This is a genomic window from Streptomyces macrolidinus (assembly GCF_023887685.1).
In the GTDB taxonomy this organism is placed as follows: domain Bacteria; phylum Actinomycetota; class Actinomycetes; order Streptomycetales; family Streptomycetaceae; genus Streptomyces; species Streptomyces macrolidinus.
Genome location: NZ_JAMWMR010000014.1, coordinates 66,090 through 79,634, shown reverse-complemented (window position 1 = coordinate 79,634; position 13,545 = coordinate 66,090). Strand labels below are relative to the sequence as shown.

General features: G+C 69.2%; 11 protein-coding genes. 8 read left to right on the top strand and 3 right to left on the bottom strand.

The features are described 5' to 3' along the window. Positions 1-27 precede the first annotated feature (27 nt). Positions 28-2,001 carry an ATP-dependent DNA helicase gene (locus NGF19_RS17185; RefSeq protein WP_252425823.1) on the top strand — a complete coding sequence of 658 codons (1,974 nt, stop codon included), beginning with the start codon at positions 28-30 and terminating at the stop codon, positions 1,999-2,001. Between the two features lie 123 nt (positions 2,002-2,124). Here the strand turns inward: NGF19_RS17185 and lexA are convergent, their stop codons facing one another. After that, entirely contained in the window at positions 2,125-2,904 is a 780-nt protein-coding gene (gene lexA / locus NGF19_RS17180; protein ID WP_252425822.1) for a transcriptional repressor LexA, read from the bottom strand. A gap of 530 nt (positions 2,905-3,434) precedes the next feature. Here lexA and nrdR point away from each other — a divergent pair. Together nrdR and NGF19_RS17170 are read left to right on the top strand one after the other, a co-directional pair. Further along, the gene (gene nrdR / locus NGF19_RS17175; protein ID WP_252425821.1) at positions 3,435-3,986 is read left to right on the top strand and encodes a transcriptional regulator NrdR; all 552 of its coding nucleotides are present in this window, start codon (positions 3,435-3,437) and stop codon (positions 3,984-3,986) included. A 153-nt stretch (positions 3,987-4,139) separates the two neighbouring features. Beyond that, positions 4,140-7,025, top strand: coding sequence for a vitamin B12-dependent ribonucleotide reductase (locus NGF19_RS17170; RefSeq protein WP_252425820.1), 2,886 nt, complete (start codon positions 4,140-4,142; stop codon positions 7,023-7,025). Between the two features lie 82 nt (positions 7,026-7,107). On the opposite strand, the gene NGF19_RS17165 is transcribed toward NGF19_RS17170, so the two are convergent. After that, the gene (locus tag NGF19_RS17165; protein WP_252425819.1) at positions 7,108-7,641 is read right to left on the bottom strand and encodes a TerD family protein; all 534 of its coding nucleotides are present in this window, start codon (positions 7,639-7,641) and stop codon (positions 7,108-7,110) included. A gap of 153 nt (positions 7,642-7,794) precedes the next feature. On the opposite strand from NGF19_RS17165, the gene NGF19_RS17160 reads away from it, so the two are divergent. From NGF19_RS17160 to NGF19_RS17150, 3 genes are all read left to right on the top strand, one after another. Beyond that, on the top strand, positions 7,795-8,400 hold the full coding sequence (locus NGF19_RS17160) for a YdbC family protein (RefSeq protein WP_252425818.1): 606 nt from the start codon (positions 7,795-7,797) through the stop codon (positions 8,398-8,400). A 135-nt stretch (positions 8,401-8,535) separates the two neighbouring features. Beyond that, the gene (locus NGF19_RS17155) at positions 8,536-9,195 is read left to right on the top strand and encodes a histidine phosphatase family protein (protein ID WP_252425817.1); all 660 of its coding nucleotides are present in this window, start codon (positions 8,536-8,538) and stop codon (positions 9,193-9,195) included. Between the two features lie 12 nt (positions 9,196-9,207). Continuing rightward, on the top strand, positions 9,208-10,125 hold the full coding sequence (locus NGF19_RS17150; RefSeq protein ID WP_252425816.1) for an ADP-ribosylglycohydrolase family protein: 918 nt from the start codon (positions 9,208-9,210) through the stop codon (positions 10,123-10,125). A gap of 86 nt (positions 10,126-10,211) precedes the next feature. Here NGF19_RS17150 and NGF19_RS17145 read toward each other — a convergent pair whose 3' ends face one another. Beyond that, positions 10,212-11,759, bottom strand: coding sequence for an MFS transporter (locus tag NGF19_RS17145; RefSeq protein ID WP_252425815.1), 1,548 nt, complete (start codon positions 11,757-11,759; stop codon positions 10,212-10,214). Between the two features lie 217 nt (positions 11,760-11,976). Here NGF19_RS17145 and NGF19_RS17140 point away from each other — a divergent pair, with 217 nt between their 5' ends. Together NGF19_RS17140 and rnhB are read left to right on the top strand one after the other, a co-directional pair. After that, positions 11,977-12,600 (top strand): TetR/AcrR family transcriptional regulator, encoded by a 624-nt coding sequence (locus tag NGF19_RS17140; protein ID WP_252425814.1) that lies wholly within the window; start codon positions 11,977-11,979, stop codon positions 12,598-12,600. A gap of 174 nt (positions 12,601-12,774) precedes the next feature. Further along, the gene (gene rnhB / locus NGF19_RS17135) at positions 12,775-13,476 is read left to right on the top strand and encodes a ribonuclease HII (RefSeq protein WP_252425813.1); all 702 of its coding nucleotides are present in this window, start codon (positions 12,775-12,777) and stop codon (positions 13,474-13,476) included. Positions 13,477-13,545: the final 69 nt, after the last annotated feature.

The window sequence follows — 13,545 nt, the reverse complement described above, 5'->3', positions numbered from 1 at the left end:
GGCGCCGGGCCGTAGGGTGGTCGCGCTATGACGAAGCCCTCACTCCCCGAACTCCTGCACGCTGCCGTCTCAGCCGTCGGCGGCACGGAGCGCCCCGGCCAGGTGACCATGGCCCAAGCCGTCGCGGAGGCCATCGACGACGGTTCCCATCTGCTGGTCCAGGCCGGCACCGGCACCGGCAAGTCGCTCGGCTACCTGGTGCCCGCGCTCGCGCACGGGGAGCCCGTCGTCGTGGCGACCGCCACCCTGGCGCTGCAACGCCAGCTCGTCGAGCGCGACCTGCCACGCACGGTCGAGGCACTGCACCCACTGCTGCGCCGCCGCCCGGAGTTCGCGATGCTCAAGGGCCGCTCGAACTACCTCTGCCTGCACCGTCTGCACGAGGGTGTCCCGCAGGACGAGGAGGAGGGACTCTTCGACCAGTTCGAGGCAGCCGCGCCCACCAGCAAGCTGGGCCAGGACCTGCTGCGGCTGCGCGAATGGTCGCAGGACACGGAGAGCGGTGACCGCGACGACCTCACGCCGGGCGTCTCGGACCGCGCCTGGGCCCAGGTGTCGGTGTCGTCGCGCGAGTGCCTGGGCGCCTCGAAGTGCGCGTACGGCGCCGAATGCTTCGCCGAGACGGCCCGCGAGCGCGCCAAGCTCGCCGAGGTGATCGTCACGAACCACGCCCTGCTCGCGATCGACGCCATCGAGGGCGCGCCGATCCTCCCGCAGCATGAGGTGCTGATCGTCGACGAGGCCCATGAGCTGGTCTCCCGGGTGACCGGTGTCGCCACCGGCGAACTCACCCCCGGCCAGGTCAACCGCGCGGTGCGCCGCGCCGCCAAGCTCGTCGACGAGAAGTCCGCCGACCAGCTCCAGACGGCCGCCGAGGGCTTTGAGCGGCTGATGGAGCTGGCCCTGCCCGGCCGTCTCGAGGAGATCCCCGAGGACCTCGGTTATGCCCTGATGGCGTTGCGCGACGCCGCCCGCACGGTGATCACCGCGCTCGGCAACACCCGCGACAAGTCCGTCCAGGACGAGGACGCCGTCCGTAAGCAGGCGCTGGCCTCGGTGGAGAGCGTGCACGAGGTGGCGGAGCGGATCACCAACGGCTCGGAGTGGGACGTCGTCTGGTACGAGCGCCACGACCGCTTCGGCGCCTCCTTGCGGGTCGCCCCGATGTCGGTGTCGGGGCTCCTCAGGGAGAAGCTCTTCGCCGACCGCTCGGTGGTCCTCACCTCCGCCACGCTGAAGCTGGGCGGCGACTTCAACGGCGTCGGGGCGTCCCTCGGCCTCGGCCCCGAGGGCGCGGAGGGCGAGGACCTCCCGCAGTGGAAGGGCGTCGACGTCGGTTCCCCGTTCGACTATCCGAGGCAGGGCATCCTGTATGTCGCCCGGCATCTCTCGCGGCCCGCGCGGGACGGCGACCGCGCCGACATGCTGGACGAGCTGACGGAGCTGATCCAGGCAGCCGGTGGCCGCACACTGGGCCTGTTCTCCTCGATGCGGGCCGCACAGCTCGCCGCCGAGGAACTGCGTACGCGAATCCCCGAGTTCCCGATCCTCCTCCAGGGCGAGGAGACGCTCGGCGAGTTGATCAAGAACTTCGCGGCGGACCCGAAGACCTGCCTCTTCGGCACGCTGTCGCTCTGGCAGGGTGTCGATGTCCCCGGCGCCAGTTGCCAGTTGGTGGTCATGGACAAGATCCCCTTCCCGCGCCCCGACGACCCGCTGATGAGCGCGCGCCAGAAGGCCGTCGAGGACGCCGGGGGCAATGGCTTCATGGCGGTCGCGGCGACCCATGCCGCGCTGCTGATGGCACAGGGCGCCGGCCGCCTCGTAAGGGCGACGGGGGACCGGGGCGTCGTAGCGGTGCTGGACCAGCGGCTGGCCACGGCCCGCTACGGCAGCTATCTGAAGGCGTCCCTGCCGGACTTCTGGTACACGACGGACCGCAACCAGGTACGCAAGTCGCTGTCGGCGATCGACGCCGCGGCGAAGGCGAACGAGGCGTAACAGAGAAGGCGCAACGAGACATACAGGGCGGGCTCAGGACAGCATGGGGCCCCGGAACCGGCGCAGGGGTCCCGGGGCCCGGATCAGGGGCAGGCGTGGAGAGGTCCGCCCGCCGCGGTCGGGTCACACCCGCCGAAGCACCGCCACCACCTTGCCGAGGATCGTCGCCTCGTCGCCAGGGATCGGCTGGTACGCGGAGTTGTGCGGCAGCAGCCACACATGGCCGTCCTCGCGCTTGAAGCGCTTGACCGTGGCCTCGCCGTCGAGCATCGCGGCGACGATGTCGCCGTTCTCGGCGACGGGCTGACGGCGGACGGTGACCCAGTCGCCGTCACAGATCGCGGCCTCGATCATGGAGTCGCCGATGACCTTGAGGACGAACAGCTCACCGTCGCCGACGAGCTGCCGGGGCAGCGGGAAGACGTCCTCGACCGACTCCTCGGCGAGGATGGGGCCACCGGCGGCGATGCGGCCGACGAGCGGGACATAGGACGCGGCAGGCTTGCCCGCGGTGTCGGTGGGCTGCATGGCGGTCGACTGGTCCGAACCGCGCACCTCGTACGCGCGTGGGCGGTGAGGGTCGCGACGCAGGAAGCCCTTGCGCTCCAGTGCCATCAACTGGTGGGCCACGGAGGACGTGCTGGATAGGCCGACGGCCTGGCCGATCTCCCGCATCGACGGGGGGTACCCCCGACGTTGCACGGAGTCCCGGATGACCTCGATCACCCGGCGCTGCCGGTCGGTGAGCCCGGAACTGTCCGCCCGGATGCCTGGCGGACGGCCGGGCAGGGACCTCTTGGGGCCCTCAGGGTTCGTGGCTTCGTTCATGGCATGCACCGGCTCGAGTCGGCCCTGGGGGCGGTCCTGGGCAGTGATGGTCGCACTGTCTGCGGTCGTGGTCACGTCGGCCCCTCTCGATGGTCTCCCGTGCAGCACAACGGTAATTGCTTTCGAAAGGTTGCACCAAACACACGTTCGAGTGAAAAACTGCGAAATGCCTTACGTGATCAGGAAGCCGGGTGTATGGCCTGTGCTGTGCCCCTGCGGACAAATGCGCTCATTGCTGTACTGTTCACCGCCGGGGTGACGGCCTGCCGGGTCGCCGCGGTCGGCGCTCAGTCTGCCATCCGCAGCCCCGCGGGCCGGGAACCGGCCCCTCGCCCCGCGGCGTCCCTGGCGACGCGCGACGTGCCCGCGCAGGGCCCGCTTCGGGGCGCTCTGGCGGCACGCGTCCGTCGGTCCATGTCGACGCGCGTCAACGACGTATGTATGAGCCGATCGCTACATGTAGTGGTTGGATTGCGACAGTGGCCCAGAAGTTGTGGTCCCTTGGTCTTGGCGGCTCTCTCGATCGCCTATGCTTGGGGCTGCTTCGAGGGGCCCGTGAGGCCTCGCGAGGTCTATGAGCCGTGCTGAAAAGGAGGGTTGGAGCCATGCACTGTCCCTTCTGCAGGCACCCCGACAGCCGCGTCGTCGACAGTCGTACGACCGACGACGGCACGTCGATCCGCAGGCGCCGTCAGTGCCCCGGCTGCTCCCGTCGCTTCACGACGGTGGAGACGTGCTCGCTGATGGTCGTCAAGCGATCCGGAGTCACCGAGCCCTTCAGTCGCACCAAGATCATCAACGGCGTGCGCAAGGCATGCCAGGGGCGGCCGGTCACGGAGGACGCGCTCGCCCAGCTCGGCCAGCGGGTCGAGGAGGCGGTGCGGGCCACCGGGAGCGCCGAGCTGACCACCCATGACGTGGGCCTGGCCATACTCGGTCCCTTGCAGGAGCTCGACCTCGTCGCCTACCTGCGGTTCGCGTCCGTGTACCGGGCGTTCGATTCGCTGGAGGACTTCGAGGCCGCCATCGCGGAACTCAGGAAGCAGCAGCAGGAGCGCCTCGTCGTGGACGACGACCCGGACGGGGCGTGCCAGGGAGCCGATCGCGGGTCCAGCGGGGCGGCCGACGCCCCCGTGCCCGCCACCGCCACCGACTGACGCGAGGGCCGGCAGGGGCCGGCCTCGTCGGCGGCGCACACACACCCGTCACGCGCGCCCGCGCACGGACGCGCGTGACAAGCAGACAGACGACACGGTGCCCCGGGAAGAAACGGGTACCTTTGGGCGTTTTGCCCGAAACAGGGAGGCGGCATGACAGAGACGGCGAGCGGTCCGGCACGAGGTTCCCGAGCGAAGGGGGCCAAGGCCACCAAGGGACTGCGGGTCGAGCGCATCCACACGACCCCCGGCGTGCACCCGTACGACGAGGTCGAGTGGGCGCGCCGTGACGTCGTCATGACCAACTGGCGCGACGGCTCGGTCAACTTCGAGCAGCGTGGCGTCGAGTTCCCCGAGTTCTGGTCGGTGAACGCGGTCAACATCGTCACCAGCAAGTACTTCCGTGGTGCCGTCGGCACCCCCCAGCGCGAGACCAGCCTCAAGCAGCTGATCGACCGCATCGTGAAGACGTACCGGAAGGCCGGTGAGGACTACAAGTACTTCGCCTCGCCCGCCGACGCGGAGATCTTCGAGCACGAACTGGCGTACGCCCTCCTGCACCAGATCTTCAGCTTCAACAGCCCCGTCTGGTTCAACGTCGGCACCCCCCAGCCCCAGCAGGTCTCCGCCTGCTTCATCCTGTCCGTCGACGACTCCATGGAGTCGATCCTCGACTGGTACAAGGAAGAGGGCATGATCTTCAAGGGCGGCTCCGGCGCCGGCCTGAACCTCTCCCGGATCCGGTCCTCCAAGGAGCTGCTCTCCTCCGGCGGCAACGCCTCCGGCCCGGTCTCCTTCATGCGGGGCGCCGACGCCTCCGCCGGAACGATCAAGTCGGGTGGCGCCACCCGCCGCGCCGCCAAGATGGTCATCCTGGACGTCGACCACCCCGACGTCGAGAACTTCATCGAGACCAAGGTCCAGGAGGAGGAGAAGATCCGCGCCCTGCGCGACGCGGGCTTCGACATGGACCTCGGCGGTGACGACATCACCTCCGTCCAGTACCAGAACGCCAACAACTCGGTCCGCGTCAACGACACCTTCATGAAGGCCGTCGAGAGCGGCGGGCAGTTCGGCCTGCGCGCCCGTATGACGGGTGAGGTCATCGAGGAGGTCGACGCCAAGTCGCTCTTCCGCAAGATGGCCGAGGCCGCCTGGGCCTGTGCCGACCCCGGCATCCAGTACGACGACACGATCAACCACTGGCACACGTGCCCGGAGTCCGGCCGGATCAACGGCTCGAACCCGTGCAGCGAGTACATGCACCTGGACAACACGTCCTGCAACCTCGCCTCGCTGAACCTGATGAAGTTCCTGAAGGACGACGGCAAGGGCCACCAGTCCTTCGACGTCGAGCGCTTCGCCAAGGTCGTCGAGCTGGTCATCACCGCGATGGACATCTCGATCTGCTTCGCGGACTTCCCGACCCAGAAGATCGGCGAGAACACCCGCGCGTACCGCCAGCTCGGCATCGGCTACGCCAACCTCGGCGCCCTCCTCATGGCGACCGGGCACGCGTACGACTCCAATGGCGGTCGCGCCCTGGCCGGTGCCATCACCTCCCTGATGACCGGCACGGCGTACAAGCGTTCCGCCGAGCTGGCCGCGGTCGTCGGCCCGTACGACGGCTACGCCCGCAACGAGAAGCCGCATCTGCGCGTCATGCAGCAGCACGCCGACGCCAACGCCACGGCCGTCCGCATGGACGACCTGGACACGCCGGTGTGGGCCGCCGCCACGGAGGCCTGGCAGGACGTGCTCCGCCTCGGCGAGAAGAACGGCTTCCGCAACTCCCAGGCGTCCGTCCTCGCGCCGACCGGCACCATCGGTCTCGCGATGTCCTGCGACACCACGGGTGTGGAGCCGGACCTGGCCCTGGTCAAGTTCAAGAAGCTGGTCGGCGGCGGCTCGATGCAGATCGTCAACGGCACCGTGCCGCAGGCGCTGCGCCGCCTCGGCTACCAGGAGGAGCAGATCGAGGCGATCGTCGATCACATCGCCGAGCACGGCAATGTGATCGACGCGCCGGGCCTCAAGCAGGAGCACTACGAGGTCTTCGACTGCGCCATGGGCGAGCGCGCCATCTCCCCGATGGGCCACGTCCGGATGATGGCCGCGATCCAGCCGTGGATCTCCGGCGCCATCTCCAAGACGGTCAACATGCCGGAGTCGGCGACCGTCGAGGAGGTCGAGGAGATCTACTTCGAGGCCTGGAAGCTGGGCATCAAGGCGCTCGCGATCTACCGCGACAACTGCAAGGTCGGTCAGCCGCTCTCCGCCAAGAAGAAGGAGACCACCGAGAAGCAGGCGCCGGTGTCCGCCGCGCAGCCCGCGGTCGAGAAGGTCGTCGAGTACCGCCCGGTCCGCAAGCGCCTCCCGAAGGGTCGTCCCGGCATCACCACCTCGTTCACCGTCGGCGGCGCCGAGGGGTACATGACGGCCAACTCCTACCCGGACGACGGGCTGGGCGAGGTCTTCCTGAAGATGTCCAAGCAGGGCTCGACCCTCGCGGGCATGATGGACGCCTTCTCCATCGCCGTCTCGGTGGGCCTGCAGTACGGCGTGCCGCTGGAGACCTACGTCTCGAAGTTCACCAACATGCGCTTCGAGCCGGCCGGTATGACGGACGACCCGGACGTGCGGATGGCGCAGTCGATCGTCGACTACATCTTCCGCCGCCTGGCGCTGGACTTCCTGCCCTTCGAGACGCGCTCCGCGCTCGGCATCCACTCCGCCGAGGAGCGCCAGCGGCACCTGGAGACCGGCTCGTACGAGCCGATCGACGAGGAGATCGACGTCGAGGGCCTGGCCCAGTCGGCGCCGCTCGCCCAGGAGCTGAAGACGGTCGTCACCCCGAAGGCCGAGACCGCGGCGACGCAGTCGGCCCCGAAGCAGGCGCACACCAACGCCGAACTGGTGGAGATGCAGCTCGGCATCCAGGCGGACGCCCCGCTGTGCTTCTCCTGCGGCACCAAGATGCAGCGGGCGGGCTCCTGCTACATCTGCGAGGGCTGCGGCTCGACGAGCGGATGCAGCTGACCTGACCCCCTGAGGGCGAACCTCGGAAGGGCGGCACGGCCGATGGTCGTGTCGCCCTTCGGCATACGAGGGAGCGGGCCGCTCAGGAACTGCGCGGTGCGCCCATGACGCGCGTGAAGCCCGCGGGGTCCGTGTCGTGGCCGTGCAGCCCCGGGGTGAACATCCACTTACCGGAGGCGTCGCGGACGAACTCGCCCACCGTCGTCGCGGTCGAGCCCAGTACGCCGCCGAAGTCGTCCTCGGCGAGCACCGTGTAGCCCTCGCGCAGCCGCACCCCCGGGTTCAGGACGTCGTCGAAGGTCTTGCGCCCCATGTGCTGCTGGATGACGACGCCGCACACCACGCGCGCGTAGCGGCTGGCGAGCCGGTACAGCTCCAGCGTCATGACCTCGTCCCAGCCGAAGCCCTTTCCGTCGGTGCTGTCGCGGTTCAGATTGATCGTGCCGTCCGGGGAACGGCTGTCGAAGTGCACGACGTAGTCGGGGTCCCCGTACGGATCCGTCGCCAGGTAGGTCGCTGCCACGATGTCGAGATCGGTGGGCGGCTGACCCGCCGGGCTCGGGTCCCACTTCAGTGCCAACTCCACCTTCTGGATGCCCTTGTTGAGAGCGCTCATCACACGTTCCTCCCCGATCCCTTGCACTGCTCCGCACGAACTCCAGTGCATCAGTGGCCAGTTGTCCATTGTGCCTCGCGTACCGGGCCCCTCGCCCGAGTGGAGTCCGCCGGACAGTGACCAAGGCCACGTACGGGGCCGTACGATGGCGCGGTGCTGGTCAAGTGGATTCGCTGCACCGTGGTCGATCGCCGCGGTTTCGAGCGGGGGCAGCGGAAATGGGCGGGGCTTCTGGGGGAGCCGGGATTTCGGGGACAGGGCGGAGGCTGGAGCCGGGGCAGGCCTGGTGTGGCGCATGTCTTCGCGTTCTGGGAGAGCCGCGCCTTCTACGACTCGTTCATGGCGCGTTCCCATGACCGGCTCGCCGCGTCGCAGTCCGGTACGTTCACGGACGCGCAGGTCAGGCTGTTCGACCACCGCTTCGATGTGAAGACCGGCTTCGAGCCCCGCTTCACGGACACCGATCTGGTGCGGGTCGCGCACTGCCGAGTCCACGAGGAACGGGCCGAGCACTTCGCGCTGATGCAGGAGAAGGTGTGGAACCCCGCCATGGCCGGATCGCCGGGCATGGTCCGCGGCCTGTTCGGCGAGGCGCCGGGCCATGAGTTCCTGGTCCTGTCGATGTGGCAGTCGGACGCCGAGCACGGCAAGTACCGGGTCGAACGCGTGGAGCGCCTGGCGCTGCGGGCACAGACGGAAGCGGACGTCGCGGCGCTCACGGGCGATGTCGTGGACCTGGAGCCGACGTGGACGGTATGAAGCCCGCGGACGCGATGATCACGGCGGTGTGAGCCCGCGGACGTGCTGATCAGGGCGGCGGTGGACTACCGGACACCGTAGGCGGTCCGATCACGACAAGAAGAACACCGCCCGCCACGGCACTAGGATTTTGCCATGGTACGACCACGGCGCATCGTCCTTGTCCGGCACGGCGAGTCGGCGGGCAATGCCGATGACTCCGTGTACGAACGCTCGCCGGACCACGCGCTGCCGCTCACCGAGCGGGGATGGCGGCAGGCGGAGGAGACGGGCAGGCGACTGCGGGAGACCTTCGGCCGGGAGCGCGTCAGCGTGTACGTCTCCCCCTACCGTCGTACCCACGAGACGCTCCACGCCTTCCGTCTGGACCCCGAGCTGATCCGCGTCCGGGAGGAGCCCCGGCTGCGGGAGCAGGACTGGGGCAACTGGCAGGACCGCGACGACGTACAGCTCCAGAAGGAGTACCGGGACGCCTACGGCCACTTCTTCTACCGCTTCGCCCAGGGCGAGTCCGGCGCCGATGTGTACGACCGGGTGGGCGGCTTCCTGGAGAGCCTGTTCCGGAGCTTCGAGGCCCCCGACCACCCGCCGAACGTCCTGCTGGTGACCCATGGACTGGCCATGCGGCTGTTCTGTATGCGCTGGTTCCACTGGACGGTCGCCGAATTCGAATGCCTGTCGAACCCGGGTAACGGCGAGACCCGCATGCTCGTCCTCGGCGAGAACGGCAAGTACGCCCTCGACCAGCCGTTCGAGCGCTGGCGTGATCCGGAGCCGTACTGGGTCACCGGATAGAGTGGCAGGGCGATGACCGCTGACTTCTCGACCGCAGACTTCCCTTCCCGGCGCCTGGAGCGCGCCCTGGCCAGCCTGCGCGGACTGGCGGTGGGGGACGCGCTGGGCTCACAGTTCTTCGTTCCCGCCAACTATCCGCTGCTCAAGCGCCGCGAGCTGCCGTCGGGCCGCTGGCAGTGGACGGACGACACGGAGATGGCCTGCTCCGTCGTATCCGTGCTGGTCCTGCACCGCCGTGTAGACCAGGACGCGCTGGCCCACTCCTTCGCCGAGCACCATGACTTCGACCGCGGCTACGGACCCGCCGTGAACCGTCTGCTGCGGCTGGTCCGCGAGGGCGGCGACTGGCGTGAACTGGCCGCCGCGCTGTTCGAGGGGCAGGGGTCGTGGGGCAACGGCGCGGCGATGCGGATCGCGCCCCTGGGCGCCTGGTACGCGGGCGAGCCCGAGCAGGCCACCCACCAGGCGGAGATCTCCGCGTACACCACCCACCAGCACCGCGAGGCCGTGGCCGGTGCCATGGCCGTCGCCGCGGCTGCCGCCCTCGTCGCCGCTCCGGCAGGTCCGCCGAGCGCCGAGGCCCTGCTCGACGGCGTCATCTCCCTCGTCCCGAAGAGCGCCGTCGGCGCCGGGCTGCGGCGGGCGCGCGACATGCTCGACTACGGCGACGCGGCGACGGTCGCGGCCGTCCTGGGCTGCGGACGGCGTACGACCGCGCACGACACGGTGCCGTTCGCGCTCTGGTCGGCCGCGCGCGCCCTCGGCGACTACGAACAGGCCTTCTGGACGACGGCCCAGGTGGGCGGCGATGTGGACACCACCTGCGCCATCGTCGGCGGAGTGGTGGCCGCCGAGAAGGCCGGGACACCGCCCGCGCACTGGCTGGAACGGGCGGAACCACTGCCTGACTGGGCACCTTCGTCGACGTAGCGGACCAGCCGGGCCTCAGGTCCGGTGGCCGAGGACGGGCACCCCGGGCCGTGCGGACCGGGCAGGGCCGCACATCCTGTGGCTGCTCAGCCCGCGGCCGGTCCCGCCGTGCCGGACAGGGCCGCCAGGTCGCTCTTGCGTACGCGGATGACCAACGCGGCCGTGGCCAGGGCCAGTACGGCCATCACGGTGGCCGGGACGAACGCCGTCGAGATGCCGTGCGCGAGGACCTCGTGCCCCCAAGGAGCCGGCAGTTGACGCGTCCTCGCGAACTCCGCCTTCTGCTCGGCTGTCCCGTTCGCCAGGAACTTCGGTATCTGCCGGTCCGCCTCGCTGCGGCTGGCCGTGCCGAACACCGTGGTCAGGATGGACAGGCCGAGCGAACCGCCCACCTGCTGTGTGGTGTTGAGCAGACCCGAGGCCGCACCCGCCTCGTGCGGGGCCACGCCCGAGACCGCGGTCAGCGTCAGCGTCACGAAGTTCAGACCCATGCCGAAGCCGAACGTCACCATCGGGCCGAGCACCCCCGTGACGTACGAGCTGTCCGGGCTGATGAACGTGAGCCAGACCAGTCCGATGACCACCAGTGTGGCGCCCGTCAGCATGAACGGCTTGGGACCCAGCACCGGCAGGAACCGCTGCGACAGACCCGCGCCGGCCACGATCGCCACCGTCACCGGAAGGAAGGCCACCCCCGCCGAAATCGGCGTGTACCCCAGCACGTTCTGCACGAAGAGCACGATGTAGAAGAACATGCCGAACATCGCCGCGGCCAGGCTCAGCATGATCACGTACGTGCCGGAGCGATTGCGGTCGGCGAACATCCTGAGCGGGGTGATCGGTTCCACGGCCCGCCTCTCGACGAAGACGAACGCGGTCAGCAGCACGACGGCCGCGGCGAAGGACCCGAGGGCCAGGCTGTCCCGCCAGTTCTCCTCGGAGACGCGGATGAAGCCGTACACCAGGGATGCCATGCCGAGCGTCGAGGTGAGCGCACCCGCGATGTCGAAGCGCCCCGGGTGGCGTGGGGACTCGCTGATGAACTTCGGTGTGAGCACGACGATCAGGGCGCCGATGGGTACGTTGACGAAGAGGACCCAGCGCCAGTCGAGCCACTCCGTGAGCATGCCGCCGGCCAGCAGGCCGATCGCGCCGCCACCGGCCGATACCGCGGCGAAGATGCCGAACGCGCGGTTCCGCGCGGGGCCTTCGGGGAACGTCGTGGTGATGAGCGCCAGCGCGGTGGGCGACGCTATGGCCCCGCCCACGCCCTGGAGAGCGCGCGCGGTCAGCAACTGCCAGGGCTCCTGCGCCAGTCCGCCGAGCAGCGAGGCCAAGGTGAACAGCAGGATGCCGGTCATGAAGACCCGACGCCGCCCGAGGATGTCACCGGCCCGGCCGCCGAGCAGCAGCAGACCGCCGAAGGTGAGCGTGTAGGCGCTGATCACCCACGTGAGATCGGTGGTGCTGAATCGGAGCGCGCCTTGAATGTGCGGCAGCGCGATGTTCACAATCGTCGAATCGAGTACCACCATGAGTTGGCAGGCCACGATGACGGCGAGTGCGATGCCCGGACGCCCTTCCCGGCGCGTGGCTTCCTGCTTCTGATCCCGGAGTAACGGAGAGGTTGTCACGGAGAGTCCCCCACAGGTGAGTTAGTGAACGGCCGCGTTCACTGTCACGTCCAACGGTAAGCAATCCCCTTTAGGGAACGCAAGCGTTCACTGAATTCGATTCCAACGACATCGCCCACCCGCTCGCCGCTTCCCCTGTGGTCCCTGCAGTCCCTGTAGTCGCCGCAGTCCCACGGGCCTCGCAATCCCCGTCCCCACGCTCAACGGAGATGTACAGATGGCTACTTCGTCCCCGACGGCCGCGTCCGCGCAGCCGGTCTCTCTGCGCCGGCGCGGTGCCGTGCTCGAACGCGCGATCCTCGACGCCGTGTTGGAGCAGCTCGGTACCGTCGGCTGGAACGGCCTCACCATGGAGGGGGTCGCGGCCGGCGCTCAGACCGGCAAGGCCGCGGTCTACCGCCGCTGGTCGTCCAAGGAGGAACTCGTCGCGGCGGCGCTCCAGGCGGCGCTGCCGCGCCTCGATCGGGCGCCCGACCTCGGGAGCGTGCGCGAGGATCTGCTGGCGCTGTGTCGGCAGGCGCGGGAGGTGATGTACTCGTGCCCCGGTTTGGCGCTTCGCTCGGTGATTCACGAATGCGACACGCTCCAGGCTGAACGCTTCCACGCCGTGATCTTCGAAGGTCTCGTCGAGCCGACCTCGAAGCTGCTGCGTGAGGTCACCATCCGCGGGATAGAGCGTGGGGAGGTGCGCGGTGGCGCCGCGAACGAGTACGTCTTCGATGTCATCCCGGCGATGATGATGTACCGCGCGAAGGTGTGCGGCAGTGAATGGTGCGAGCGGGATCTCGAGGAGATGATCGACCAGTTGATGGTTCCGCTGCTGCGGCCGGAAGGCGACTGAACCGGGCCTTCGGGTCGGCGCGGACACGGCTGGGGCGCGATCCCGCGCCCGCCCTGCGCCCGTCCTGTGGCCGTCCCGTGGCCGCCTTCGGGAAGGGGGCGGAGCGGGGTGCTCGGGCGTCAGGGGAAACCGGGGTGTCGCGCAGGGATCCCGGCGGCGTACGCTAAGGACGCCATGCCGTACGAACCCCCTACTCACACCGTCGAGCGCTCCCTTCGCGCCACGACCGGAGCGAAGGTCATCGCCGGTGTCGACGAGGTGGGGCGCGGTGCGTGGGCCGGCCCGGTCACCGTCTGCGCCGCGGTCACCGGCCTGCGTCGACCGCCAGAGGGCCTCACCGACTCCAAGCTGCTCACCGTCAAGCGCCGCACCGAGCTCGCCGGGCTGCTGGAGAAGTGGGTGACGGCGTACGCCCTCGGCCATGCCTCCCCGGAGGAGATCGACGACCTCGGGATGACGGCCGCCCTCCGGCTCGCGGCGGTGCGCGCCCTGGAGACGCTGCCGGTCCGCCCCGACGCGGTCATCCTCGACGGCAAGCACGACTATCTGGGGGCGCCCTGGAGAGTGCGCACCGTGATCAAGGGTGACCGGTCGTGTGTGGCGGTCGCGGCGGCTTCGGTGATCGCGAAGGTTCACCGCGACAAAATGATGGCCGAACTGGGCCTCGACCATGCAGACTTCGGTTTTGCTGCCAATGCCGGGTATCCGTCGCCCGTGCACAAGGCCGCGCTGGAGGAGCGGGGCCCCACCCCGTACCACCGCTTGTCGTGGGCGTATCTTGATGCGCTGCCCCAGTGGCGGCATCTCAAGAAGGTCCGCAGTTGGGCGGCTGGAACCGCGCCGGAGATCGAGGGCCAGCTCGGCTTCGACTTCTGACCGGTTCCGATCGCACTCATGTGCAACCCGCCGACGCGTCTCGTATCGGCGTTTGATAAAAATCAGCTC

Excerpts from the sequence above, each read along its gene's own strand:
- NGF19_RS17185 (WP_252425823.1), top strand. The coding sequence starts at position 28 with ATGACGAAGCCCTCACTCCCCGAACTCCTGCACGCTGCCGTCTCAGCC.
- nrdR (WP_252425821.1), top strand. The coding sequence starts at position 3,435 with ATGCACTGTCCCTTCTGCAGGCACCCCGACAGCCGCGTCGTCGACAGT.
- NGF19_RS17170 (WP_252425820.1), top strand. The coding sequence starts at position 4,140 with ATGACAGAGACGGCGAGCGGTCCGGCACGAGGTTCCCGAGCGAAGGGG.
- NGF19_RS17165 (WP_252425819.1), bottom strand. The coding sequence starts at position 7,641 with ATGAGCGCTCTCAACAAGGGCATCCAGAAGGTGGAGTTGGCACTGAAG.
- NGF19_RS17155 (WP_252425817.1), top strand. The coding sequence starts at position 8,536 with ATGGTACGACCACGGCGCATCGTCCTTGTCCGGCACGGCGAGTCGGCG.
- NGF19_RS17150 (WP_252425816.1), top strand. The coding sequence starts at position 9,208 with ATGACCGCTGACTTCTCGACCGCAGACTTCCCTTCCCGGCGCCTGGAG.
- NGF19_RS17140 (WP_252425814.1), top strand. The coding sequence starts at position 11,977 with ATGGCTACTTCGTCCCCGACGGCCGCGTCCGCGCAGCCGGTCTCTCTG.
- rnhB (WP_252425813.1), top strand. The coding sequence starts at position 12,775 with ATGCCGTACGAACCCCCTACTCACACCGTCGAGCGCTCCCTTCGCGCC.